General features: G+C 44.9%; 25 protein-coding genes and 1 pseudogene. 20 read left to right on the forward strand and 6 right to left on the reverse strand.

All coding sequences use genetic code 11. The annotated features are described in order from the left end of the window. Positions 1-30 precede the first annotated feature (30 nt). Positions 31-561, reverse strand: a complete 531-nt coding sequence (locus tag FKV70_RS10730; protein ID WP_142612828.1) for an NAD(P)H-dependent oxidoreductase — start codon at positions 559-561, stop codon at positions 31-33. Between the two features lie 125 nt (positions 562-686). Between FKV70_RS10730 and FKV70_RS10735 the strand changes: the two are divergent. Next, a pseudogene (locus FKV70_RS10735) lies at positions 687-944 on the forward strand (winged helix-turn-helix transcriptional regulator); the annotation flags it as partial. A 314-nt stretch (positions 945-1,258) separates the two neighbouring features. Further along, a complete protein-coding gene (gene fabV / locus FKV70_RS10740; RefSeq protein WP_142612829.1) occupies positions 1,259-2,428 on the forward strand; it encodes an enoyl-ACP reductase FabV in 1,170 nt (389 codons plus the stop codon). 108 nt (positions 2,429-2,536) lie between these two features. Here fabV and FKV70_RS10745 read toward each other — a convergent pair whose 3' ends face one another. Beyond that, the gene (locus tag FKV70_RS10745) at positions 2,537-2,740 is read right to left on the reverse strand and encodes a hypothetical protein (protein ID WP_142612830.1); all 204 of its coding nucleotides are present in this window, start codon (positions 2,738-2,740) and stop codon (positions 2,537-2,539) included. 168 nt (positions 2,741-2,908) lie between these two features. Between FKV70_RS10745 and FKV70_RS10750 the strand changes: the two genes are divergently transcribed. Further along, positions 2,909-4,060, forward strand: coding sequence for a sn-glycerol-1-phosphate dehydrogenase (locus FKV70_RS10750; protein WP_142612831.1), 1,152 nt, complete (start codon positions 2,909-2,911; stop codon positions 4,058-4,060). A gap of 183 nt (positions 4,061-4,243) precedes the next feature. Further along, positions 4,244-5,332: a GntR family transcriptional regulator gene (locus tag FKV70_RS10755; protein WP_142612832.1), complete on the forward strand. Its 1,089-nt coding sequence runs from the start codon at positions 4,244-4,246 to the stop codon at positions 5,330-5,332. 448 nt (positions 5,333-5,780) lie between these two features. Here FKV70_RS10755 and FKV70_RS10760 read toward each other — a convergent pair whose 3' ends face one another. Beyond that, positions 5,781-6,365, reverse strand: coding sequence for a helix-turn-helix domain-containing protein (locus FKV70_RS10760; protein ID WP_013370447.1), 585 nt, complete (start codon positions 6,363-6,365; stop codon positions 5,781-5,783). Between the two features lie 263 nt (positions 6,366-6,628). Between FKV70_RS10760 and FKV70_RS10765 the strand changes: the two genes are divergently transcribed. From FKV70_RS10765 to FKV70_RS10825, 13 genes are all read left to right on the forward strand, one after another. After that, positions 6,629-7,222 carry a hypothetical protein gene (locus tag FKV70_RS10765; protein WP_142612833.1) on the forward strand — a complete coding sequence of 198 codons (594 nt, stop codon included), beginning with the start codon at positions 6,629-6,631 and terminating at the stop codon, positions 7,220-7,222. Positions 7,223-7,732: 510 nt separating this feature from the next. Next, positions 7,733-8,869 carry a polysaccharide deacetylase family protein gene (locus tag FKV70_RS10770; RefSeq protein ID WP_142612834.1) on the forward strand — a complete coding sequence of 379 codons (1,137 nt, stop codon included), beginning with the start codon at positions 7,733-7,735 and terminating at the stop codon, positions 8,867-8,869. 189 nt (positions 8,870-9,058) lie between these two features. Then, complete coding sequence (locus FKV70_RS10775; protein WP_142612835.1) at positions 9,059-9,484, forward strand: phage holin family protein; 426 nt, start codon at positions 9,059-9,061, stop codon at positions 9,482-9,484. 81 nt (positions 9,485-9,565) lie between these two features. Beyond that, entirely contained in the window at positions 9,566-9,853 is a 288-nt protein-coding gene (locus FKV70_RS10780) for a Dabb family protein (protein ID WP_013309679.1), read from the forward strand. 24 nt (positions 9,854-9,877) lie between these two features. Then, positions 9,878-10,318, forward strand: coding sequence for a DUF86 domain-containing protein (locus FKV70_RS10785; RefSeq protein WP_142612836.1), 441 nt, complete (start codon positions 9,878-9,880; stop codon positions 10,316-10,318). Between the two features lie 8 nt (positions 10,319-10,326). Further along, positions 10,327-10,974 (forward strand): helix-turn-helix transcriptional regulator, encoded by a 648-nt coding sequence (locus tag FKV70_RS10790; RefSeq protein WP_063213052.1) that lies wholly within the window; start codon positions 10,327-10,329, stop codon positions 10,972-10,974. Positions 10,975-11,070: 96 nt separating this feature from the next. Then, entirely contained in the window at positions 11,071-11,394 is a 324-nt protein-coding gene (locus tag FKV70_RS10795) for a YtxH domain-containing protein (protein WP_142612837.1), read from the forward strand. A gap of 209 nt (positions 11,395-11,603) precedes the next feature. Beyond that, positions 11,604-12,413, forward strand: coding sequence for a glutamate racemase (racE, locus tag FKV70_RS10800; RefSeq protein WP_063213050.1), 810 nt, complete (start codon positions 11,604-11,606; stop codon positions 12,411-12,413). Between the two features lie 119 nt (positions 12,414-12,532). After that, on the forward strand, positions 12,533-13,789 hold the full coding sequence (locus FKV70_RS10805) for a M14 family metallopeptidase (protein WP_142612838.1): 1,257 nt from the start codon (positions 12,533-12,535) through the stop codon (positions 13,787-13,789). A 134-nt stretch (positions 13,790-13,923) separates the two neighbouring features. After that, positions 13,924-14,190 (forward strand): hypothetical protein, encoded by a 267-nt coding sequence (locus tag FKV70_RS10810; protein WP_063213048.1) that lies wholly within the window; start codon positions 13,924-13,926, stop codon positions 14,188-14,190. Between the two features lie 206 nt (positions 14,191-14,396). Then, a complete protein-coding gene (locus tag FKV70_RS10815; protein ID WP_013370462.1) occupies positions 14,397-14,699 on the forward strand; it encodes an iron-sulfur cluster assembly accessory protein in 303 nt (100 codons plus the stop codon). Positions 14,700-14,722: 23 nt separating this feature from the next. After that, positions 14,723-14,944, forward strand: coding sequence for a YuzB family protein (locus FKV70_RS10820; protein ID WP_013370463.1), 222 nt, complete (start codon positions 14,723-14,725; stop codon positions 14,942-14,944). Positions 14,945-15,036: 92 nt separating this feature from the next. Beyond that, entirely contained in the window at positions 15,037-15,306 is a 270-nt protein-coding gene (locus FKV70_RS10825) for a hypothetical protein (RefSeq protein ID WP_142612839.1), read from the forward strand. A gap of 128 nt (positions 15,307-15,434) precedes the next feature. On the opposite strand, the gene FKV70_RS10830 is transcribed toward FKV70_RS10825, so the two are convergent. Further along, positions 15,435-17,417, reverse strand: coding sequence for an LTA synthase family protein (locus FKV70_RS10830; RefSeq protein ID WP_142612840.1), 1,983 nt, complete (start codon positions 17,415-17,417; stop codon positions 15,435-15,437). Between the two features lie 188 nt (positions 17,418-17,605). Further along, entirely contained in the window at positions 17,606-18,766 is a 1,161-nt protein-coding gene (locus FKV70_RS10835; protein WP_064796167.1) for a THUMP domain-containing class I SAM-dependent RNA methyltransferase, read from the reverse strand. A 156-nt stretch (positions 18,767-18,922) separates the two neighbouring features. Between FKV70_RS10835 and FKV70_RS10840 the strand changes: the two genes are divergently transcribed. After that, positions 18,923-19,567, forward strand: coding sequence for an O-methyltransferase (locus FKV70_RS10840; RefSeq protein ID WP_142612841.1), 645 nt, complete (start codon positions 18,923-18,925; stop codon positions 19,565-19,567). A gap of 105 nt (positions 19,568-19,672) precedes the next feature. Here FKV70_RS10840 and FKV70_RS10845 read toward each other — a convergent pair whose 3' ends face one another. Further along, the gene (locus FKV70_RS10845; protein ID WP_063213045.1) at positions 19,673-20,893 is read right to left on the reverse strand and encodes an MFS transporter; all 1,221 of its coding nucleotides are present in this window, start codon (positions 20,891-20,893) and stop codon (positions 19,673-19,675) included. 232 nt (positions 20,894-21,125) lie between these two features. Here FKV70_RS10845 and hemE point away from each other — a divergent pair, with 232 nt between their 5' ends. Beyond that, entirely contained in the window at positions 21,126-22,172 is a 1,047-nt protein-coding gene (gene hemE, locus FKV70_RS10850; RefSeq protein ID WP_142612842.1) for a uroporphyrinogen decarboxylase, read from the forward strand. Positions 22,173-22,203: 31 nt separating this feature from the next. Next, entirely contained in the window at positions 22,204-23,145 is a 942-nt protein-coding gene (gene hemH, locus FKV70_RS10855) for a ferrochelatase (protein ID WP_063213043.1), read from the forward strand. Positions 23,146-23,148: the final 3 nt, after the last annotated feature.

Raw genomic sequence — 23,148 nt, forward strand, 5'->3', positions numbered from 1 at the left:
TGCTTGAAATGCTGCGTGTAAATAGCCATTTTATTTATACTGGAATATATACTTAATATAGTCCTTCGCACTCTGGTTAATGTTTTCATCACTTGCTTGAAACGAGGCTCCAAAGACAGCGAAATAGGGTAATGTCGTGGCGCCAACATGTACTGCGCTTGCTTTAAAAGGGGCTATGACTTCATCTACCGTAAATGTAACGGAACCTGTAGATAAGTAGTTTTCTTTTTTATCACCAATCGACATGGCGATCCCTAGCTTCTTTCCTTTTAATTTATCACCTTTTGAACCATAAGCCCATCCATGCGTAAAAACATCATCAAACCACTTTTTTAATAAAGGAGGGTAACTATACCAATATAAAGGGAATTGAAATATGATATTGTTGTGTGCTTCAATTAACTTTTGTTCTTTCAAAACATCAATGTTCCAGTTGGGATACTCTTTATAAATTTCATGAATTGTAATTTCATCGGTATATTGAAGTAATTGTTGTTTCCATCTTTGATTTACTCTGGAATCTTCAATATTCGGATGTGCTAAAATCACGAGAGTCTTCATTATAGATCACCTTTCTTACATAACGCTATAAAAAAAGTAAATACACACAATAAATAGAATAAAGATATGGGATTATAGAATTAATTAGGTCAACTAAGTTATTTTAGCGTTGAAGAGGTGGTCGTATGAAACAATATAATTTAGGGATAGAAGCAACACTTGAGATCATCGGGGGTAAGTGGAAATCTTTAATCATATGCTTACTAATGTCTGGTAGAAAGAGGACAAGTGAATTACAGCGCAGTATTCCAGGCGTTTCTCAAAAGGTTCTTATACAGCAGCTTCGTGAACTTGAGAAGGATGGCATCGTTGGCAGACATGTGTATAATCAAATGCCTCCAAAAGTGGAATATTATATAACAGAATATGGTATAACGGCAAATTAAATAATTGATTTAATGTGTACCTGGGGAAGAGCGAATATCAAAAAAAGACAACAGCAAGGAGAAGATGTGCGGTTGCTAGAAAGTGAGTCAAAATGAATAGTGAAGTAAAAGAGCGCTGTAGACTATGAGGTTTACGGCGATTTTCTTTTTTTCATAGATCGGTAGTTCGGAGATGTCTGTTGTCGTAGTATTGAACGGTTACCTTCAAGACTATGTTATATGTTGAGCCGCAAGCTGATTTGTAATATAGTTATGACTGGACAACCATTCCATCAATATTAAATGAATGCCAAAGTAGGGGGACCCTTGCAATGATTATTAAACCGAAAATTCGTGGTTTTATATGTACGACTGCGCATCCTGCAGGATGTGCGGCTCATGTTAATCGCCAAATCGACTACATCAAAGATAGCACGTCACTACAAGGAGCTAAAAAGGTACTCGTGATCGGAGCCTCCACAGGTTATGGACTGGCTTCCCGCATCGCTGCGAGCTTCGGTATGGGAGCTGACACTATAGGAGTATCCTTTGAACGTCCTGCTTCAGAGGGACGTACGGCTTCGGCAGGCTGGTACAATACAGTGGCCTTCGAAAAAGCAGCCAGAGCAGCTGGTTACATAGCGGAAAGCATGAATGGAGATGCTTTTTCCCATGAAATGAAGCAGGAGACGCTGAAGCTGGTCAAGGAAAAACTGGGCAAGGTAGACCTGATCGTGTATAGTGTAGCCTCACCTCGGCGGACTCATCCAGAAACAGGTGAAACTTTTAATTCCGTTCTCAAGCCGATCGGACAGCCGTTTACGAATAAAACGGTGAATACAAATACGGGCGTCGTATCGGAAATTACGTTGGAACCAGCTACACAAGAAGAAATTGAGAACACCATTACGGTCATGGGTGGCGAAGATTGGTCCTTATGGCTAAAAGCGTTGGAAGAAGCTGACCTGCTGGCTGAAGGAGTAACCACACTGGCTTACTCGTATATTGGTCCTGAAATTACAGAGGCTATCTATCGTAAAGGAACGATTGGCCAAGCTAAAAATGATTTGGAAGCCACAGCGCATACTTTAACAAAGCAACTGGAGCCTTATCATGGGAAGGCCTACGTTTCAGTGAATAAAGCTTTGGTTACCCAATCCAGTTCGGCTATCCCTGTAGTGCCTCTGTATATTTCCTTACTGTTTAAGGTCATGAAAGAAAAAGGACTGCATGAGGGATGTATTGAGCAGGCGCAACGTCTGTTCGAGACGTTATACAGTGGGTCCACTGTGGAAACGGACGAAGAAGGGCGCATTCGTCTGGACAACTGGGAAATGAGAGAGGATGTACAGCAAGCTGTTAAAGCGGCTTGGTCCGAGATCACTACCGAAAACGTATCCGAACTGGGTGATCTTGAACAATACCGTCTGGATTTCCTTCAATTGTTTGGATTCGGATTTGATGAAATTGATTATGAATTGGACGTTGACCCAGAAGTTTAAATAAATAGGTTCCAAATTAAAAACGGGTACTCACAAGCTGCAATGGCTTATGAGACCCGTTTTTTTATGTATGCAATCCAATTTAACTGGGCTGGTTTGCAACAAAATTCATCGAGAATTGGACGTAGAAAGCGATTTATGGTGCAATAAGCGAAAAACGGCAATGGTAATGAGAATCCCTGCAATGCCAAAGACCGTAACAGAAGTCAGTGCGCGATAAGCTTGCCAGCCGAACAAAAAAGCAATACCACTGCCAAACGTTGTACCTGCCAGTAACCCGAGTGCACAGGCAATATCTGTTCCAAATTTCATCATCATGTCCCTTTCGAATGGTTGGATTGAATAGTAACTTGTACGTTTTTTCTGGACTTGCACCTATACTTGTGCGTACAATTAAATAGTAATCGTTTTCAATCTGACTCTATTGATTAGTATAGATCTTTTTTGTACAAATTATTCCTTTTTCAGGAGGCTGATGAAATGAATATGAATGAGCAGATCAAGCTGTGGAATGAAGAGGCGCAGGCTAGTAACGCTAATCATCCTTACCGAAAGGTTGAATTGTTTATCAAGGTACGGGATGGAGCGCTTGAATCCATTGCTCCTTATCTAAATCAACAAAATTATCGGCATGTCACTCTGGTAGAAGATGAGCATACATCAGCGGCAGCAGGGAAAAAAGTAGCTGAATCAATCCGTGATGCAGGTTTGACAGTTGATGTCGTTCGGCTGCCTCCGAATGCTGTAGGGGATGTGATTGCTGATGAAGCTTATATTATGAAAGTTTTACTGGGGGTAGCGGATCAGAGTCAGGCTGTGCTTGCTGTTGGGTCAGGTACAATTCACGATCTGGTTCGCTTTGTGTGCTATAAAATGAATCGTCCGTTCTTATCAGTCCCAACGGCTGCATCTGTAGATGGTTTTACCTCCGCTGGTGCCCCGTTAATTGTGGGCGGCAGCAAGCAGACGTTCCAAGCTGTTCCGCCGGAAGCGATCTTCGCTGACTTGTCCGTACTGGCGAGTGCCCCTCAAACGATGACTGCCGCGGGTTTTGGCGATATGCTCGGTAAGTTCACCTCATTAGCAGACTGGCATGTGTCCAGAGATTTGGGAAACGAGCCGTATTCACCTGTGGCTAACCGAATTACCGAGGAGGCTTTACGTGCCTGTGTAGAGCATGTGGATGAGATTGCGGCAGGCAGCAAGGCAGGGGTCGAGGTGTTGATGAATGCGCTGGTTGCATCCGGTATTTCGATGTTGTTGATTGATCATTCCCGCCCGGCCTCAGGGGGAGAACATCATATTTCCCACCGAATTGAAATGGATTTTATTGCAGAGGGGCGCAAGCAAGTTTTGCATGGTGCCAAAGTGGGCGTTGCCTCTGCTTTGCTGTCTGACATGTATAGAGAATTGGCTGCCAATCAGGATGTGGAGGCTTTTAAAGTATATCGGACTTTGCCTACATCAGAACAGATGCGTGCATGGCTAGCTCAGGTTGGAGGGCCGTCTACCATTGCCGAGCTGGGGGTTACACAGGAACAGCTTGATCGCGCTTTGCGTACCGCACATACTTTGCGTGATCGCTATACCGGACTCAAGTATATGAATGAACACCAGTTGCTTCGTTCGTAAGGGTGCGTCTAAACCAGTTTTTTTAGCCCCTCAGTCTAAGCATAAGGAAGGGACTTGCGAGTAGTACGCCTTTGGCAGCCATACAACGATATCCTGCTCCTGTAACATTTATATGTACAAATGGACGATATGCTATAATCGGAATACGAATAGGTACATGATATGGCAAGTACGGAGGAAATTATGGCGCCCAAATATATACAAGTAAAACAGGAAATTTTATCATGGATTCATTCATCCAAACTGGAGCCGCAAAGCCAGCTGCCTTCTGAACACGAAATATCTGAAAAATTTGCAGTTAGTCGGCAAACGGTGCGTCAGGCGCTGGGTGAGCTGGTACAGGAAGGGTGGCTGTTTCGCAAACAGGGCAAGGGAACCTTTGTTGCAGCCCGGGATCATAAGCAACCCGAAGATCCACGAATGATTGGAGTCGTTACGACCTATATATCGGATTATATTTTTCCAACCATTGTACAGGGAATTGAATCCAAGCTAAGCCGTCAAGGCTACAAGCTGCTGCTATCAAGCACAGGCAATGATCCTGAGCAAGAACGTCAGTGCTTGGAAATGCTGCTGAGTCAACCACTGAGCGGAATTATTATTGAGCCGACCAAAAGTGGAGAACGTAATCCCAATTTGAACTATTATCTAACCGTAGAAAATCGCCAAATCCCTTATTTAATGATCAATGCGCGTTATGAGGAGATGGATGCACCTTGTCTGCGCTTGGATGATGAAAAGGGTGGTTTTTTGGCAGCAGAGCATTTGATCAAGCTGGGGCACCGGCGATTGGCCGGATTTTTCAAAACCGATGATATGCAAGGAATTTTGCGGATGAAGGGGTTTGTAGCTGCTCACCGTAAATATGGAGTGACGTTACATCCGAATGCAGTAACGACGTACCGGACTGAAGAAAAAAATGAACTCCCGTTACAACGCGCAACGGAGCTGTTGGCAATGGAGAAAGGGAAACGTCCGACTGGATGGGTGACCTACAATGATGAACTGGCGGTGCGTCTGCTGGATATTGTACGTTCGGCAGACCTGCGTATTCCCGCTGATCTATCATTAGTTGGATTTGATGATTCGTTTTTGGCGACAGCCACGGAAATCAAACTCACAACCATTCGGCATCCCAAGGAAGAATTGGGGTTACGTGCCGCCGATACGATGTTATCGATGATTGAAGAAAAAGGGTATCGTGAAGAAGAGCGTCAGTGGATTATACCGCCAGAGTTAATTGTACGTGAATCCACGGGACCGGCTCAGTGAATATCCGAAGGATCTTGAGATAGGGCTATTAATCGCTTGGTCTTGACGCTGAATTGTTGGTGGCATGCTACTCCCCGTACCGAACAGCCTGTTCTCTGGATTGCAGAAAATGGGCTGTTTTGTTATACATTTCTGAAATTATGTACATAAATCTATCGAAAATAGACACGAAAAGGTTTACTAAGTTGTACGTACAAGGGTAATGTGAGCATGGTACTAGAAATGAAAGTAAGAAAATGACCCATGAGGTTCTAATTTATAAGCAAGAAGCATTTAAATTTTTGTTATCTAAAAAGCACAGTGCGCCGAGAAACCGGCAGACTGTGCTTTTTTAATTTTATATTTCTGTGAATCACATGATGTGAAAGCCTTATGGTTGAAAGATGGTAATGTGTTCCTTTCAAAGACTTTCATGAAAATTTCAATCGTTTCGTTTTAAAGGACATTGTTACTTTTTCAGCATGGCATCAGCAAACAAAATGGATTTTGGAATACGGAAAAACTGTTCCGCCTGATCCTGGAAGGTTTGTGAAGGAACGGTACCCTGATGCAACCATTTCCGAAATGTACCCGGGTGAACGCCAATCCAATGACTGACATCGGTCACCGAAATATCATGTACCATGCACAAACCCGCCAAAATCCGGTTTTTAACCGGAGAACGGGTTACAGTCCGTTTCATAAAACGGGACGGTGATGGTTGACAAATGAGCGGTGAACGCCGGACAACCTCTTCATTAAATAGAATATGGTGCGGATAACCAAGTGTGTTACACGTCTTTTCCAGATTAGTGTTGCCGGGAATACGACCTTCATATACCCACGCGCTGACGCTGCGAGAGGAGATGGAAAGCTCCTCGGCAAGTTGGGACAGTTTAATGTCATTAGCCATCAAAACGGCAAGTAGAACGCGATTGCGTACTTGACAGCGTGTTGGTTTGCGAAAACGTTTGACACGCACGCCTTTTCCCAAATATTTGCGATTGATCAGAGACCACGCCTGAATGGAATGTTTGTCTTGTTGTTTAGGCATATATCCTCCGATTTTTTTTAAACACATACTACTATACCCGAAGGGGGCTTTGCAAGTGACTCCTCTCCTGATTTTCTTTTAATCCCATGGGCTTAACCGGATTATGGAAAATTGGGTCCATTCGACCTATAAAAATGGAAGTTTAAGGCGTCGATATATTAAAATGTAACATTTTTTATGGAAATGGAGGTAATATGTTCTTCTCCTATGATTGTAAGGTTTTACAGAGAAAAATAGAATTGCCTTGAAGGAGGTGGGTTTAAATAAAAGTGAAAAAAACATTGTTATTTCTAAGCATTCCGTTGTTGTTGGCATTTGCAATCATAGCGTTCATTGCTTTACCTTGGCTTCTAATATTTATAGGGATTCAATTAGAACCTAATCCTTCGCCTCCTGAAATCACATATGAAAAATTTCCATTTCGTTTGGAATATGAAATTAACGGGCAACGAAAGGTTATTCAAGATACTTTAATATGCGAATATGATGGAATTGGTTCAAATGAAGCTCGCGGCAAATATCGTAAGTGGAGGGAAAGATTAGCCGGCGGAGATAGATTACTACCAGTGCTAGAAGTCAATAGCAGAATAGAAATATCCTATGATCCAGGGATTGCAGAGTACTATATGGGTGATTTGGATAGCTCTGACGAGTATCAGCAAACCGTTGCTGACTCAATATTTATTGAACAAGAAGGTATTATCATTAAAAAAGATGGAAGGGTTTTTGAAAATGATGGAAGGACTATTAACACTCAATTTTCCAATTCAAATGAATTACTTGCTAAGTACCATATTAAACTGATAAGCTGGGACTCTACCCCGCCAATCAAGGATAATTTTCCTGATGCCAAGTAATAAGGAAAAACGCGTGTATATGATGTCATTATCAAAGCTACAAAGGACGACTGTACGAGTTACTTAAAACAAAATTATAAAGCACTTGAAATTCCTTATGGTGATTTCAGGTGCTTTTTTGCGTCCCGTATAACTCTATAAATCTGGCAATATAACTATGATATTTGAGGTATATAGCTTTTTCACAGGAGAAGGCATACCATCCATTCTATTTTTATTCTTCTAAACTCAGTCGATTTATTCACAACTTTGTAACTTATTTGGTAAGATGGATTGCGAGATTGTTTTCAAATTGTTCTACTATATTTACCTACTAGAGTCTGGTAATCTATTAATATGTATAGGGGGCCTAAAAGACGTCAGGTTCAGTCGGTTGAGATGCGTTTATGTTCTATATGTTGAGTGAATGTCTATATTGCCATGTCTATATCGTCATGTCTGTATAACTTCATAGACAAGCTAGAGATAGCTCCCGCACATTATAAAATACAGCACAGGATGGTGTAATGGATGAAGCTTTTAAAAGTAAAATGGATGGCTGTATGCTTGATGGCAATCTGTTGTTTGGGTTTGCTGGGTATACATACGAATACAGCGAGTGCACAAGCGAAGGCTCCTTTGCTTGGGGTCAATGATGTGTTGCTAGATTCGAATACGATTAAGCCTGTAATGGAAAATGATAAGTTGTATGTTCCGATCGTTACATTGGGGCAAAAGATGGGCATTTCTACTTCGGCCAATGGAAACACGTTGGTGCTGACTGGACATAATCGCAGCTTTACGCTGGAACTAAACAAAGGTGATGTGTTTGAGCGTGGAGGACATACGATGGTGCCGATTCGTACTTTGACCGATGCGTTTGGCTTCACTATTACGATTCCTTCGAGTAATGTGTATCGAATTCAGAATGCAAACGCTAGTTTGTCCGATGCTCAGTTTTTGAATACATTCGCAGCGGAAATTAAGCAATACGAATCTGTAAAGCCAGGCAAAGCTAGCAATACAGGCAATACGGGAAATGCCAAGCCTAACAGCCGCACTATTTATTTAAGCTTTGACGATGGTCCTACAGCGCATACGTCGCAGCTGCTGGATATTCTGGACAAATATAATGCCAAGGCTACGTTCTTCATGCTAGGGCCTGAAATTCGCCAACATAGCGCAGTGATGAAGAGAATGGTAGACGCGGGACATGGCTTGGGCCTCCATGGGATGACACACCAGGTGAAAAAGATCTATGCATCCCCGGCAGCAGCACTGGCAGAGATGAATCAGGATAATGAGATTTTGTTTAAGGCCACAGGAAAACGCACTTCTTTGATTCGTACACCTTATGGCAGCAAACCGTATTTGAAGAAAGCATACCGCGATCAACTGACGGGTGCAGGCTATCATATTTGGGACTGGAACATAGATTCCAATGATTGGCGTTATACTAAAAATCCGCAGCATTTTGTACAGACGGTCCTCAGTGATATTAAGAGACTGAAAAAGCAAGGCAGAACACCAGTTGTTCTGATGCATGATAAGCCATCTACAATCAAGGTGCTTCCACAAATTATGGCGGCTTTGCAGAAAGAAGGATATTCGTTCGAGCCGTTGAATGATAATCTGACTCCGCTTAATTTTTGGAACGACCACCGTTAATTGAATAAACTTGAAAGAAAAGCAGGCTACCCTACTTCAATTTTTTTGAGAGAGGGTGGCCTGTTTCTTTATTTTGCAGCTTATTTTATATGAATCTATGAATTCATATCTACGCACAGGTCATATGACTTTACGGGTAACCACGTCGCTGCATATATTACAATATCCGCCCCGAGAGGAGGAGCAGGTATGAATATTAATCCAAGTATGTTTAGTATGATTTGTGCCACTGCAGGAGCCATTATTACGTTTGCCTTTGGCGGCTGGAATCAGCTTATGGTGCTATTCACGGTTGCAATGGCTGTTGATTATGTAACAGGAGTCGCTGCCGCTGTGAAGACTGGGCAAGGGTTAAGCAGTAAAGCCGGCTTTTGGGGGTTGGCAAGAAAGGCTTTAATGCTTATGGTGATTTCTTTGGCGCATCATGTGGACCTCCTGATGGGTACGGAAATCATGAAAGGGGCGGCAACGTATTTTTATCTGTCCAACGAATTGATCTCGATTACGGAAAACTGTTCACGAATGGGTCTACCGCTTCCGCCGAAGCTTAAGAATTTTTTTGCCCTACTAAAGGACAAGGAGTCTGATGGTAAAAATGATGGAAAAGATCGCTAAGATCACAAAGTTTCTTTCCGTATGTGGGGCGTTATGATAAAATTTTCAAGAGAACATTTTTAAGATAAGGAGCCTATACGCATGATTAAACATATTGTTTTGTTCAAATTGAAAGATCGCTCCCCTGAAAGCATTGAACATACGGCATCTATTTTGCGCAGCATGAATGGCAAGATCAAAGAGCTGCTGTCGCTAGAAGTAGGCACAGATGTGATTCGTTCGGAACGCTCTTATGATATTTCCCTTACCGCTGTGGTCGAAACACTGGAAGACTTGCAAACGTATCAGGTACACCCCGTGCATCAGGAAATTATTGTACACATGAATGAAGTGAAGGATGTATCTATCGCAGTTGATTATGAAATCTAAAGCGGTTACTGGAGGTGCAGAACTTTGTATTATGTCAACCGGGAACAAATTGAGCTTCGACTAGGGGCCGTTCCCGACATTGTCGCCGGACTTCGCCAGACATCTGCCGCCTGGAACGGCGATCTGTTGCAGGGACTCGTGCAGGAACGTTGCCTTCATCTGGCCATTGAGACGATCACAGACGTAGGAAGCTATATCATCGACGGTTTTATTATGCGTGACGCCAGTAGCTATGAGGACATTATCGGTATCATTCATGAGGAAGGTGTATTGGATGATACCATATTTCATTCACTATTAGAACTGGTAGCCTTGCGCAAACCCTTAGTACAGGAGTATTTCCATTGGGACCGGACAAGCCTTCACCCACTTACACCTAAGCTGCCTGGGTTGCTGGAGCTTTTTGTATCCAACGTGCACGATTATTTAAATAAGGAATTGGGTCCTCAGCCCGAGGGAGTGTAAAGGCAAAAGTGACGGATAAGTATATCGTACCCGAAATGCCCACTAGGCGCATGATCTTGACACTGTTGAAAACCCAGGGACCTGTGGGCGTCGGAAGCTTGGCAGCTCAATTGGGCATTACTGAAATGGGGGTGCGTAGGCATCTCAAATTAATGGAGCAGGATGGTCTGATTGTGGCTACGATCCTGAGACAGGCGATGGGACGCCCGACGTTTTTGTACAGCCTGAGCGATCAGGGAAGCGAGCAGTTTCCTCGTAATTATGATCATCTATTACTGGAACTGTTAGAGGAGCTGGATGAAGAGCAGGGAATGGAAGCTGTTCACTCGTTGTTTGATGGGAGAAAACGTAAAATGCTGAAGCGATACGCCCCCCACATAGAGAGTGAGTCTACACTGGCTTCACGTGTGGAAAAGCTTTCGGGCATCCAGAACGCTTCGGGTTATATGGCAGAGTGGCGCGAGGAAGAGGATGGCAGTTACTCTATTATGGAGTACAATTGTCCGATCTCTCAGATCGCCAATCGTTACCGCAAGGCTTGTGAATGCGAACAGCAAATGTTTGAGGAGCTGCTGGATGCCGAGGTTGTCCGTGAGGATTGTTTGGCGGATGGAGGCCGTTGCTGCTTGTATCGTATCCGCTCCAAAAATAAGTAGAAATTTTCTGGCTTGTTCTCTGTATCATGACAGGCTCTCCATGCTTATAATGCATTAACAGATGGGCATTCGCCCGGGCATAAGGGAGAGATGAATATGAAAGAGAACTGCAAAAGCTTTATCCGTGGCGCGTTGATAGGCAGCATTGCTGGCTCGGTTGCTGCGTTGTTATTTGCTCCTAAGTCAGGTCGCGAGCTGCGTCAGGATATTACAGACCAGGCTCGTCACGTGAGTGATAAGGGACAGGAGCTTGCGGGGAAAATTTCAGATACCTCCATCGAGTATACTGACAAAATTAAGGAGGCAGCTTCAGCCGTCATTCATGAATTAGGTCATTGGCGTAAAAAAAGTGATATTGCTTCAAAGGTGGGCATTTCATCCGTGCCTGTTCAAGAGAATACGGAAGAAGATGCTCTGTAACTGTCTGTATATCGTAGGTGGAACAACCGACGATAGCTTGAGTTTGTGGCTTCCCCTGTTAGGGTGAAGCCTTTTTGTTGATCGCTTCCTTGTTTTAGGGTAATCTTTTGGGGTACCTTTTACGCCAATACGACATAAGGTATGTAGCAACGGATAGATTTTCCGAGATGAAATAACTCATATTTAACAAAAAAGGAAGCGGTGTGTACGTGCAGCAAGCGATTGCAATATTGGATTCCGGTGTAGGAGGTTTGACGGTTGTTAAAGAAGTCATGCGTCAGCTTCCGCGGGAAAAAATTATTTATTTTGGAGACACTGCGCGCACCCCGTATGGTCCCCGGCCATCGGAAGAGGTTAAAAAATTTACAGAGCAGATGGTTGATTTTCTGATTCAATTTAATCCGAAAGTCATTATTATTGCTTGTAACACAGCAACAGCTGCGGCATTGGAGTATATAAGCCAAAAGGTATCCATTCCGGTGATCGGAGTTATCCACCCTGGGGCTCGTGCTGCGATCAGCGCGACCGCTACCGGGTATGTCGGGGTGATTGGAACTGTCGGTACGATTCGAAGTGGAGCATATACAACTGCGCTCAAGCAGTTGTCTCCCTATGTAGACGTGGTCAGCCACGCCTGCCCTGCACTTGTGCCTTTGGTGGAACAAGGATTGTTCCGCTCCAAGACGACATCGCAGGTTGTGGAGGATTCATTGAGACCTATTCAAACGTATCCGATTGATTGTCTGATTCTTGGTTGTACGCATTATCCTTTTTTGAAGGAAACAATTCAGGAAGTCATGGGTCCTGCGGTGAAGCTTATTAGCTCGGCAGATGAAACAGCACGAGAAACAAGTACCATTTTGTATAACAAGGGCAAGTTGGAGGCCGGGGACGAAACGCCAGTGCATCAGCTTTTTTGTTCCGGCGATCCAAAGTTATTCCAGCGCATTGCCGCCCAGTGGCTTGGAGAGCAGATTCGGCAGACGCCTGTTGTCTGGCAGGTCACCCATCTGGATTAACAGGACAACCAACTTTTTTTGTCATGGGACAAAAGAAGTTGGTTGTTTTGCTTTTCGCTCATCAAGACACGCAGCGTCTGCATAACATGCAGTAAGGCAGATGGAAGGGGCGTAGTAAGATGAAGGAATATATCGTTCAAAAAGGAGATACATTGCACCGGGTCGCCTCGGCTTTTAAATTATCGGCGGATACTTTGATCGCAGATAATCCGTGGACCGCCACGCAACCCTATCTGATTTGTGGTCAATTGCTATATATTCGTCCGTCTATGGATCGTAAATACGTTATTCAGCCTGAAGAAAATGCACGACGGATTGCCAAACAGTTCGGTGTAGAGCTTGATGAGCTGCGGCTCGCCAATTCGGGGCTTGCAGAGTATGAATTTGTGGAAGGAAAGACAATTACCATTCCTGAAGATCATCAGGATCAGATTGTACGGTTACGTGGAGAGTATAGTTATGAAGATTTAAAGGAAGATCTGGGGGCATTGGCCCGCAAATATCCTTTTATTGAAGTTGGCAGCATTGGCACCAGTGTCATGGGGAAGGATATCCCTTATATACGGATGGGGCAGGGAACGCGGAAAATTCATGCCAACGCTTCTGTACATGCTAACGAATGGCTGACGACACCTTGTTTGCTGCGTTTTATAGAACAATATGCACAAGCGCTTAGTCTAACTGGAGAGCAGGGAGATGGGCAACTTCACGATGAGCGAAGAGAACCCGCTGGAACTCCTCAATGGGTGTATGGGGGCTCCCCGCAGGATTTCATGGAGCATACATCCTTATGGGTGGTACCGATGGTCAATCCGGATGGTGTAGAGCTGGTGCAACAGGGTGTACTCCCAACGCACCCCATGTATCATGAACTCAGCAAATGGAATGAAGGACGTGCTGATTATCGTGGCTGGAAGGCAAACATTCGCGGTGTCGACCTCAACGATCAGTTTCCGGCGTATTGGGAAGAGGAAGTGCGTAGACGCGGTAAGACTGGGCCGTCCCGACGAGACTATGCGGGACCTGCACCTTTGTCTGAGCCAGAGTCCAGGGCGCTTGCTGATCTAACGGAGCGCGAACAGTTCGACATGGTGCTATCCATACACAGCCAGGGACAGGAAATTTATTGGAATTATCGAGATCTAGAGCCTAAGGAGAGCCGAGATTGGGCATTACAGCTGGCTGCTGCGACAGGGTATCGGGCGGTAAAGCTGGGGGGAAGCGATGCAGGCTATAAGGATTGGTTTATACAACGGTTTGGTAAACCGGGATTTACCGTTGAAGTCGGTCTAGGCGTAAATCCACTGCCTATGCGTGATTATGACGATATTGCAGCAGAAGTTGGCATGTTAATGACGACGGTGCTGTCATGGTAGCAGATCGGGCCAGTTGAAACGTGTTGCATCATTTGCGCGTATTAAGGGGAGCACGTTTTTACAAGTGTTCCTCTTTATATATCCCTTCAATAGGGTATATATATTAGGAGCATTGGAAATGGAGTGAACAACCTATGAAGTGGAAAAGACTACTATCTCTCCGTCAGTGGTCACATGTATTTCGTCGTATGCCCCGATTGATTACCTCTTCGAGGATTCCTTTGGGTGAAAAATTACTTTTTGCAGTGCCTGTATTGCTCTATTGGATACTGCCTGATGTCATGCCGTTTGTGCCTATCGACGACATTGGTGTGACGTTATTGCTTATGAATTGGTTCGTCACCCGTGCTGAACGAAAGTATCCCGATTTGCTTGAAAAACAGCAGGCACGTGTCCGGTAAATATAAACTTGTGAATTTCGTGATTGCGATTTTTTACGATTTTCTTTATAATAGGAATATTGCCTTGTGCTATGCTGCACAACTTCTTTCTATTAAGGAGAAAGGCGAATTATTGGAATTGTTGATTTTACCCGCTAGGTTGTGTGGTGCGGATAGGTATCCATTGGACCACATTTCATTAATGAATATGAAGGAGATGAAGCTTAATGAACTGCAAAATTACTCGTAACGCAGCTAAAGTATTGAAGCTTGAACTGGATAAGGAAGAAAACCAAGGGAAGAGCTTGCGCGTTGTTATTACTCATGCTCATGGAGATCATGCTCATTACGGGCTGGATTTGGACACGCCTAAAGAAACAGATACAGTTGTATCTACGGATAAAGGTATTGATGTAATTTTGGAAAGCGGTCAGCCGTTGCTGGATGGTGTAAAAATCGATTACTTGTATTTCCCCGAAGAAGGATTTGTCATTACTAACCCTTCCCAAGGTAATCACGGCGACCACTAAGCCGGAGCTCGGAGGGATGACAGATGGCTAATGATATTCGCGTATGTGATGAGTGCAATCATATCCGCTTAAAGACGATCTTGCCTAAGCTGAAAAAGATGGCACCCGATGCCGAGATCAAAATCGGTTGCAAATCATATTGTGGTCCTTGTGGCAAACGGGCGTTTGTGTATGTGAACGGACGTTATGTGAGTGCGGCCACAGAGGATGAAGTATTAGAAAAGGCTGCACGCTTTATAAAATAGTTCGAGTGCGCATAGCTGGCACTTTTTGAATAGTTCTCCTCCTTCTGATCCATGCTAATAAATGTAGACCAGCCCAGAAGGAGGAGTGACCCATGGCCCAATATGATTCTAATCTCGACAATCACAGTGTCGAGGCTCAAACACAAAACTCAGTGGACAAGCTCCACAATGCCGTCTCTCAGGCATTGTCACATCCGGCTGAGCAACTGATTGAGCAGGCGGAGCAATCTCGCACTCATGCAGAGCATGCTATACTGCAGGCAAAGGATAGCCTTGGTAACGATGCAGTAGAAGTTGCTGAGGAAATGCTTGGTGAAGAGGTGCAACGTCTTGAGCAGGCTAAAAAAACGTTGCGTTCCTGAGTCTGGTTAATCGCGACGAGCGCAGTCCAATGACTGTCAATAACAAAAATCCCGATCCACAGCCCTTATAAGTTGCTGGATCGGGATTTTTGTTTATATATCAGTTAGTTATGAAATCGACATCCTTGTTACTTCTTTGCTTGTGTCTCCCATTCGCGAATAAGATCGTAAGTGATGACCTGATCGGATATGTTCAATCGATTGAGAGCTTCAGTATAGCCCGGCCCGCAGGCGTTCACATCTGTAGGTTGCCCTGTACTCAGATTGTAGCAAGTCCCTTTGGAGAATGTACCATCCTCAGATGGAATGTAGTACACTCGACCGTCCGTGAAAGCACCCGTGCGGAGCACAACCATACGCGGCTTTCCACTAAACAGATCGTTCCCCATAAAATGATAGGGCTTCGTAGAGATGCCGAGCAGATGCATCACAGAAGGAGTCAAATCCAGCTGTCCTGCCGGTTCTGTATACGTGCCTGCTTGGCTTCCGTCGGGAAGATGCACAAGTAATGGCACTTGATTCATGATTTTCTGCATGTCTAAATCGGTCAGTGGCTTGCCTAAAAACTTTTCATACAGTGCTTTGTCTTTAATGGAATTGTCATGATCCCCGTAGAACATCAGGATCGTATTATCCCACAGTCCGTCTTTCTTCATCTGATCTACCAATTCACCCAAAGCCTCATCCACATAATGGACGGATTTCAGATAGTCTCCAAACATTGTACCTTCAAACTCGCCAACATCCAAATCTACAGCGTCAGGTGATAGGTTATATGGATGATGGCTCGAAATACCGACCATATAGGCGTAGAACGGCTGCTTCACTTCGGTTGTGAGATCGTTGAGCGTTTGTCTGAAAAAGGATTTGTCTCCCAGAGACCAGCCGAGGGGCTCATCTATTTTAAAATCTTTTTTACTATAGAACTTGTCATAGTTCATCGCCTTATACATCGTGTAACGGTTCCAGAAGCTGCTGTCGTACACGTGAAACGCATTAGGACTATAACCTGTATCCTTCAAAATGGAAGGCAGTGTGTCGAATTTATGGTCCGCATAACGGATAAATACCGAACCCGTAGGGAGCGGATGCAACGAAGCGTGGGTAGAGAAGTCCGCGTCCGAAGTACGTCCCTGCGCAGTTTGATGGAAATAATTATTAAAATACATGCTTTCCTTCATCAATTTATCAAAGTTAGGCGTTATTGCTTGACCGTTGATCTGTTTGCCGATAAAAAAGTTCATGAACGCTTCAGCTTGAATGACCATTACATTTTTGCCCTTATACTTGCCATAGAGGTCATTTTTCACCTGAAGTAACTTCTGGTGTTGATTGAACCATTCTTTATCCTTATCGGATTCCGCCTGAGCCAATGTAGGCTGGGGTCCTAGATGATCCTGGCTGTAGCGATAGATATCGTACCCATGAAATCCGATCAATCCAGTTACGTTGTACAAGGCCATCGACCACCAGTTGCCGACAAATATGCCTGTTGCCCAAGTAGAGGTATATATTTTGATCGGCCCAAAGGTCAAAACATAGCCAATCAGGAAAGCCAATGCCCCCTTGGAGAAGCGAAGCAGAAATCTTTTCGTGAGAGAGCTACGGGATTCTTCAAAATAATTATCACTCGTTGTAAACCGACGTCTCAAGGAAGCCACGAATATGACATATGGGATGAATAAAATCCAGTCTGCAAAAAATAAAATATCCCACCAGTACATCAGAGATGCGATACTTCCACCCAGAGAATCAACTTGTCCAGCTTGAAGCAAAACGGGAATCGTAATGAAATCCTGGAAATACCGATAATAAACCATGTCGGAATAAATGAGCGCGGTGAGCAATATATCGAGCACCACAAGAGCAATCAAACGTCCGCGACGTGGCAGCCACAAAGTCCAGAAGCTTACAAGCAATAAGGAACCAATAGCAATGACATAATCCAGCGGATTCATGTCAATATTTTGGGCATGCAGGTTATAATGAATCAGTACGAGCTTGCCAATCATGAGTACAAAAAACAAAGCTAATCCGAAATATTGAGACAGCAGTAGCCTGCTGAACATGTTACCAGTGCGTCTTGCACTGGTCGTGCGAATAACCAACACTTTACCCCCTCTGGCAGAAATGTTCGGCTAGTATAAACTATACATTAACGTAATGTTAAAACCGAAATGCCTTTAATTATTATAGCGCTCATCCTGCGCATTTCAATGATTAAGTAAAGGAAATGCAGCACAAATCAGGCCAGGAAACGAACAAAGGGTTCGTTTCCTGGCCTATATAGCTCGATCATTTAGGACTGCAGCGGCGAAGAATCTTTGCGGCGCGGAGGCAGGGGGCCCAGATACTGATAGTATTGGCATTCGATTCGGCCGTTAAACAGCTTGCGGCGTTTGTCGGCTTTACGGCCCCAATAATGCTCAAATTGCTTGGTGGAGCTAATAGCAAAGAAGGACCAAGTCTTCATTTCGGCTGCCGTACGTGCGAGTGTACGAATCAGCTTTTCCACCTCAGCTTGCTCACTGAGTCTTTCTCCGTAAGGGGGATTAGTAATCATCACACCATACTGGCCCTCAAGTCTGACCTTGCTGGCAGGCAGTACCTTCAGTGAAATATCTTTAGCAAAGCCGGCTGCTTTTACAGCCGCTTCAGCAACTTGTATGGCATTAGGATCGATATCGCTACCTGCAATCTCAAAAGGAATATCATCACGGGTCAGATCCATCGCCTCGTCGCGAGCCTGATTCCATAATTCTCTACCAATGACAGGCCATTCTTCCGAGTTAAAGGTGCGTCTCAGACCTGGCGCAATGTTCCAGGCTTGCATAGCTGCTTCGACTAATAATGTACCGGAACCGCAGCATGGGTCATAGAAGGGGCGATCCGGGCTCCAGCGACTAAGCTGAATAAGAGCGGAAGCCATTGTTTCTTTGAGGGGCGCCTCTGTTACGAGCTTGCGATAGCCTCGTTTGTGCAGCCCTGGACCGGTTGTGTCCAGGGTTATCAGTGCACGGTCATTTAATAGAATGACCTCAATAACGTAGCGAGGACCATCTTCAGCAAACCAGTCTGTATGGTAGGTTTCCTTGAGCTTTTCTACAATCGCTTTCTTGACGATTCCCTGACAGGCTGGTACGCTACTAAGCTGTGATTTGTGTGAACGTCCCTCTACGGGAAATTCACCATCTACAGGAATCCAATCCTGCCAAGGCAATGCTTTGGTACCCTCAAATAGCTCGTCGAAGGTAGTTGCAGCAAACTCGCCCATTTTAATAAGAACGCGGTCTGATGTGCGAAGCCACAGGTTGCATCGGCATATATCCTTATAATCTCCAGAAAAAACGACGCGGCCATTCTCGACGGTCAGATCCTTGTATCCTAGTTCTCTGAGTTCCCGGGCCACGACGGCTTCAAGTCCCATCGGCGCAGTTGCAATTAGTTGCAGTTGAGTCATTAAACGTATTCACTCCGTCTCATAATCATGTAAGCTTGGTTCAATCCTTATAGTATAGGTCATTGTACTCGAAGAGACAAATCGTTAAGGTAAATAATTTACGAAGGACATCGCGTCCGACCTGCGTTATGATAGAAGAAGAAGGAGAGATGAAACGTGGAAATTACACCCAATATGACGCCTGAACAATATGTAGACCAGCTGGTACAAGAGGATGAGGCGTTGCGCGGCATTAGGGAGGCTATTGTTGAAAAAGGTATGCCTGAAGTCTCGGTTGCCCATCCCTATGGGAAGCTATTGACCTTTCTAATCGAAGTTTCTGGGGCACAGCAGGTACTGGAGATCGGAGCATTGGGCGGATACAGTGGAGTATGTCTGGCCCGTGGGCTGGGAGAGAAGGGGCGCATTGTGTCCCTGGAGCTAAAAGAGGCCTACGCAGCGCTGGCACATCAACATATGACAAACAACGGCTACGGTGATTGTGTCGAGTATCGTATCGGACACGCAGCAGACAGCCTGAAGAAACTTCAGGAAGAGGGAAGAACTTTTGATTTTTTCTTCATTGATGCGGATAAGGAAAATTACCCGGTGTATCTGGAATATGCGATCGCACTGGCCAATCCAGGTGCTATTATTGCTGGAGATAATTGTTTTCTGCGGGGACGGACACTAAACATAGACAAGAATGGACCTGCCGTACAGGCTGTGAGACGTTTTAACGAAACGATAGCAACGGACCCGCGGTTGGTCAGCACGCTTTTGCCAGCTTATGATGGTTTGGCGTTGGCGCGAGTAAAGTGACGAGAGTCTCTAAAGTGTATCTATACCAAAAGAACCTCCTTATCCACAGTAGCGTGGAGCGGAGGTTCTTGTCTGTTAAGGCGGCTATCCTACCCAAAGGTTGTCTTACCTGAAATGAGGCGTAGCCTTACGATCGTAAAGCTTCATACGTACCCAGATTATGTTGACGATCAGCAGAACACCAGACATGATGAACAGTCCTTCGATGCCGATAAATCCGGAAAGCACTCCGCCAATGACCGCACCCAGCATATTTCCGAGCGCCAGCGAACTCGTATTGAATCCGAAAGAGCGGCTTTCCATTCCTTCCGGTGTATACGTGCGAATCAGCGCATTTACGCTGGGTAGCAAACCGCCCATAAATACACCCATAAAAAAACGAATAATGACAAGCTGCCATACTTCATTGACAAAAGCCTGCGGAATGAGCATAACCGCCGTTCCGAGCAGTGAGATGGTCAAAATTTTGTGTGCCCCTATTTTGTCACTTAATCGTCCGAGAAGTGGTGCGGCTACCATATTGGATACGCCTGTAATAGCGGTAACGAACCCTGCAACCAGTGCGATTCCTTCTGCGGAGCCATATAGCTTTTGCACGTACAAAGGTAGCAAAGAAACTGTACTGATCATGGCAAATTGGAGTAAGAACGTCACGGTGAACAAAGCCGGAAGCTGAGGCGTATGGCTTAGCTCCTTTAATCCGGCAAGAACCGAAATTTGTGGAGTCCGTGCGGCTTCCGCTTTGCTGAAATTCTCCTTAACCAAAAACATTGCCATGAGAGAGGCTAGAAAAATAAGAGATCCTGTAATGTAAAAGATCGGTCTGAATCCGACCCAGTCAGCCAAAAATCCGCCTAGCAGTGGGCCGAGAATTGTGCCAGCCATTTGACCGGATTGCATAATCCCCATAGCAAATCCGGTTCGCTCTTTGGGAGTGGTGCCCGAAACTAGGGAAATAGATGCCGGATTGAAACCCGATATTGTACCGTTTAGCAGGCGAAGCGCCAGCAATTGCCATGGATGGGTGACCAAACCCATACACCCGACGACCAGAGCCATGCCGAAGCCTGAGCGAAGCAGCATGACTTTGCGTCCATATCGGTCGGCCAGCTTGCCCCATAATGGCTGGAATATAAACGAGGTCAAAAAGTTAGCAGCAAAAATAACTCCTGCCCACAGACCTATATCGTGCTCGCCCTTCACATGGAGGTCCTGAGCCAGATACAGAGCAAGGAACGGAGTAATCATTGTAATACCCGCATTGACCAGAAACTGACCAAACCAAAGCACAATGAGATTGATTTTCCACGTCTCCCACGTTTTCAATGTGCTTTCACTTCCTTTCTGCCATTCTCATCCTGTTGTAAAGGTACTTATTAATGTATAACTTTCCCGGAGCTTTAAAAAAGCCATTTCTCTAGTATAGCACACTTCATCGAAACTTTATCCAAATGTCATGGGTTTGTCATGGTTTGTTTGAGAGCGGCGGTTGTTACGACTCTTGAAAAAGGGCATAATTAAAATATAGTATTTATGATTCGAACTGGAGGCTGAAGTCATGACCTACAATGATACTTTTATCCGCGCTTGCCGCAAGCAGGCTGTGGATCATATTCCCGTATGGTACATGCGGCAGGCCGGAAGGTATGACCCTGAGTATCGCAAAATTAAAGAAAAATACACGCTGCTTGAAATATGTCGTCAGCCCGAGTTGGCCGCAGAAGTGACGTTGATGCCCGTGCGCAAGCTGGGGGTAGACGCTGCAATTTTATATTCCGATATTATGAATCCGGTAGCCTCGCTAGGGGTTGATTTTGATATTGTCAAAAATATTGGCCCGGTTATTGATAATCCGATCCGTTCAGCGGCAGACGTAGACAACTTGCGTCCGATTGATGTGGAACGTGATTTGGGTCATATTTTAGAAACGATCCGTATTTTAGACCGTGAGCTGAACGTACCATTGATCACATTTGCTGGAGCGCCTTTTACTATTGCCAGCTATTTAATAGAAGGAAGACCCTCCAAGGGATATATTCGTACCAAAGCGATGATGTATGGAGAGCCTGAACTGTGGCATCGTCTGATGGGTAAATTGGGAGATATGGTTATTACATATGTACGGGCCCATATCGCTAACGGTGGTAAAGCTTTTCAATTGTTTGATAGCTGGGTAGGTGCACTTTCGCCTTATGATTTTCAAACTTTTGTATTGCCGACTATTGTGCGTATTTTCCATGAGTTATCTGATCTGAATGTGCCTAAAATTTATTTTCCGGGTGTAAGCTCCGGTGAATTGCTTCCGCATTTGAGCGGGGTAAAAGCCGATGTGATTGGACTGGACTGGCGGGTAAGTATTCCTGAAGGCCGTCGTCGCCTGGGGAACCGTTTTGGTGTGCAGGGGAACCTGGACCCGTATGTGCTTACTGCCCCGATGGATGTGATCAAGCAGTATGCAAAAACGATCGTAGATGAAGGCATTCTGGAGCCTGGCTACATTTTTAATCTCGGTCACGGTTTATTTCCGGAAGCCTCGCTAGATAAGCTAAGAGAGCTTACCCATTATGTACACGAGTATTCTCGTTCTGTTTTGTCAAAAAATTAATACAACTAGAAAAGATAAGAGGGATCTGCTAATGAAAACCAAAGTGGGTGTACTGGTCATGTCCTACGGGACGCCGGAGAGTCTGGATCAGGTTGAAGCGTATTATACACATATTCGCCGTGGTCATGCTCCCTCACCGGAGCAGTTAAAGGAACTAAAAGATCGCTACGAAGCCATTGTGGGCGGCGTGTTTCCATTGCGTCAAAATACAGATCGACAGGTTCACAACCTGCAGGAAACCTTGAATCGGGAAAATCGCAACCCGGACATAGAATTTGTCTGTTATCAGGGGCTCAAACACGCCAAGCCGTTTATTGAGGACGGTGTCGCAGCAATGGTACAAGACGGCATTCGTACGGCAGTGGGTGTTGTGCTGGCTCCGCATTATTCCGTTATGAGTGTAGGTACTTATATCAAGCGTGCGCAGGCTAAGGCACAGGAATTGGGTCTGGCGATATCATTTGTGGAGAGCTATCATCTCCATCCAAAGCTGATCAAGACGCTGACTGAGCGTGTAAACGCAAAACTGGCGCTTTTCGAAGAAGCTGGAGCCAAGCGGGACGAGGTTCGTGTTCTGTTCAGCGCGCACAGCTTGCCTGAGCGGATTTTGGCTATGGGCGATCCTTATGTGGAGCAATTAATGGCTACTTCGCAGGCTGTTGCGGATAAGGCGGGAATTACCAACTGGCAGTTTACGTGGCAAAGTGCCGGTCGCACAGCAGAGCCATGGCTGGGACCAGATATTTTGGATACCATGCATAGTCTTAAGGAAGAGCAAGTGGAGTATGTGCTGGCTGCGCCAGTCGGCTTTGTTTCTGATCACTTAGAGGTGTTATACGATCTGGATATTGAAGCACAGGCTTTGGCGAACGAATTGGATATGCGTTTTCAGCGTATTGATTCACTTAACAGTGACCCACTTTATATGGAGACGCTTAGTGATGTCATCATAGACCAATTGAAAAAGGGATGAGGA

It is taken from the genome of Paenibacillus ottowii, from assembly GCF_006874425.1.
Classification (GTDB): Bacteria; Bacillota; Bacilli; order Paenibacillales; family Paenibacillaceae; genus Paenibacillus; species Paenibacillus ottowii.

Bases quoted from the DNA above. Each gene is read 5' to 3' on its own strand.
- FKV70_RS10760 (WP_013370447.1), bottom strand. From the start codon at position 6,365: ATGCCTAAACAACAAGACAAACATTCCATTCAGGCGTGGTCTCTGATC.
- FKV70_RS10825 (WP_142612839.1), top strand. From the start codon at position 15,037: ATGGCCCAATATGATTCTAATCTCGACAATCACAGTGTCGAGGCTCAA.
- FKV70_RS10820 (WP_013370463.1), top strand. From the start codon at position 14,723: ATGGCTAATGATATTCGCGTATGTGATGAGTGCAATCATATCCGCTTA.
- FKV70_RS10815 (WP_013370462.1), top strand. From the start codon at position 14,397: ATGAACTGCAAAATTACTCGTAACGCAGCTAAAGTATTGAAGCTTGAA.
- FKV70_RS10755 (WP_142612832.1), top strand. From the start codon at position 4,244: ATGGCGCCCAAATATATACAAGTAAAACAGGAAATTTTATCATGGATT.
- hemE (WP_142612842.1), top strand. From the start codon at position 21,126: ATGACCTACAATGATACTTTTATCCGCGCTTGCCGCAAGCAGGCTGTG.
- FKV70_RS10810 (WP_063213048.1), top strand. From the start codon at position 13,924: ATGAAGTGGAAAAGACTACTATCTCTCCGTCAGTGGTCACATGTATTT.
- FKV70_RS10770 (WP_142612834.1), top strand. From the start codon at position 7,733: ATGAAGCTTTTAAAAGTAAAATGGATGGCTGTATGCTTGATGGCAATC.
- fabV (WP_142612829.1), top strand. From the start codon at position 1,259: ATGATTATTAAACCGAAAATTCGTGGTTTTATATGTACGACTGCGCAT.
- FKV70_RS10775 (WP_142612835.1), top strand. From the start codon at position 9,059: ATGAATATTAATCCAAGTATGTTTAGTATGATTTGTGCCACTGCAGGA.
- FKV70_RS10745 (WP_142612830.1), bottom strand. From the start codon at position 2,740: ATGAAATTTGGAACAGATATTGCCTGTGCACTCGGGTTACTGGCAGGT.
- FKV70_RS10780 (WP_013309679.1), top strand. From the start codon at position 9,566: ATGATTAAACATATTGTTTTGTTCAAATTGAAAGATCGCTCCCCTGAA.
- FKV70_RS10835 (WP_064796167.1), bottom strand. From the start codon at position 18,766: ATGACTCAACTGCAACTAATTGCAACTGCGCCGATGGGACTTGAAGCC.
- FKV70_RS10795 (WP_142612837.1), top strand. From the start codon at position 11,071: ATGAAAGAGAACTGCAAAAGCTTTATCCGTGGCGCGTTGATAGGCAGC.
- FKV70_RS10750 (WP_142612831.1), top strand. From the start codon at position 2,909: ATGAATATGAATGAGCAGATCAAGCTGTGGAATGAAGAGGCGCAGGCT.
- FKV70_RS10805 (WP_142612838.1), top strand. From the start codon at position 12,533: ATGAAGGAATATATCGTTCAAAAAGGAGATACATTGCACCGGGTCGCC.
- hemH (WP_063213043.1), top strand. From the start codon at position 22,204: ATGAAAACCAAAGTGGGTGTACTGGTCATGTCCTACGGGACGCCGGAG.
- FKV70_RS10730 (WP_142612828.1), bottom strand. From the start codon at position 561: ATGAAGACTCTCGTGATTTTAGCACATCCGAATATTGAAGATTCCAGA.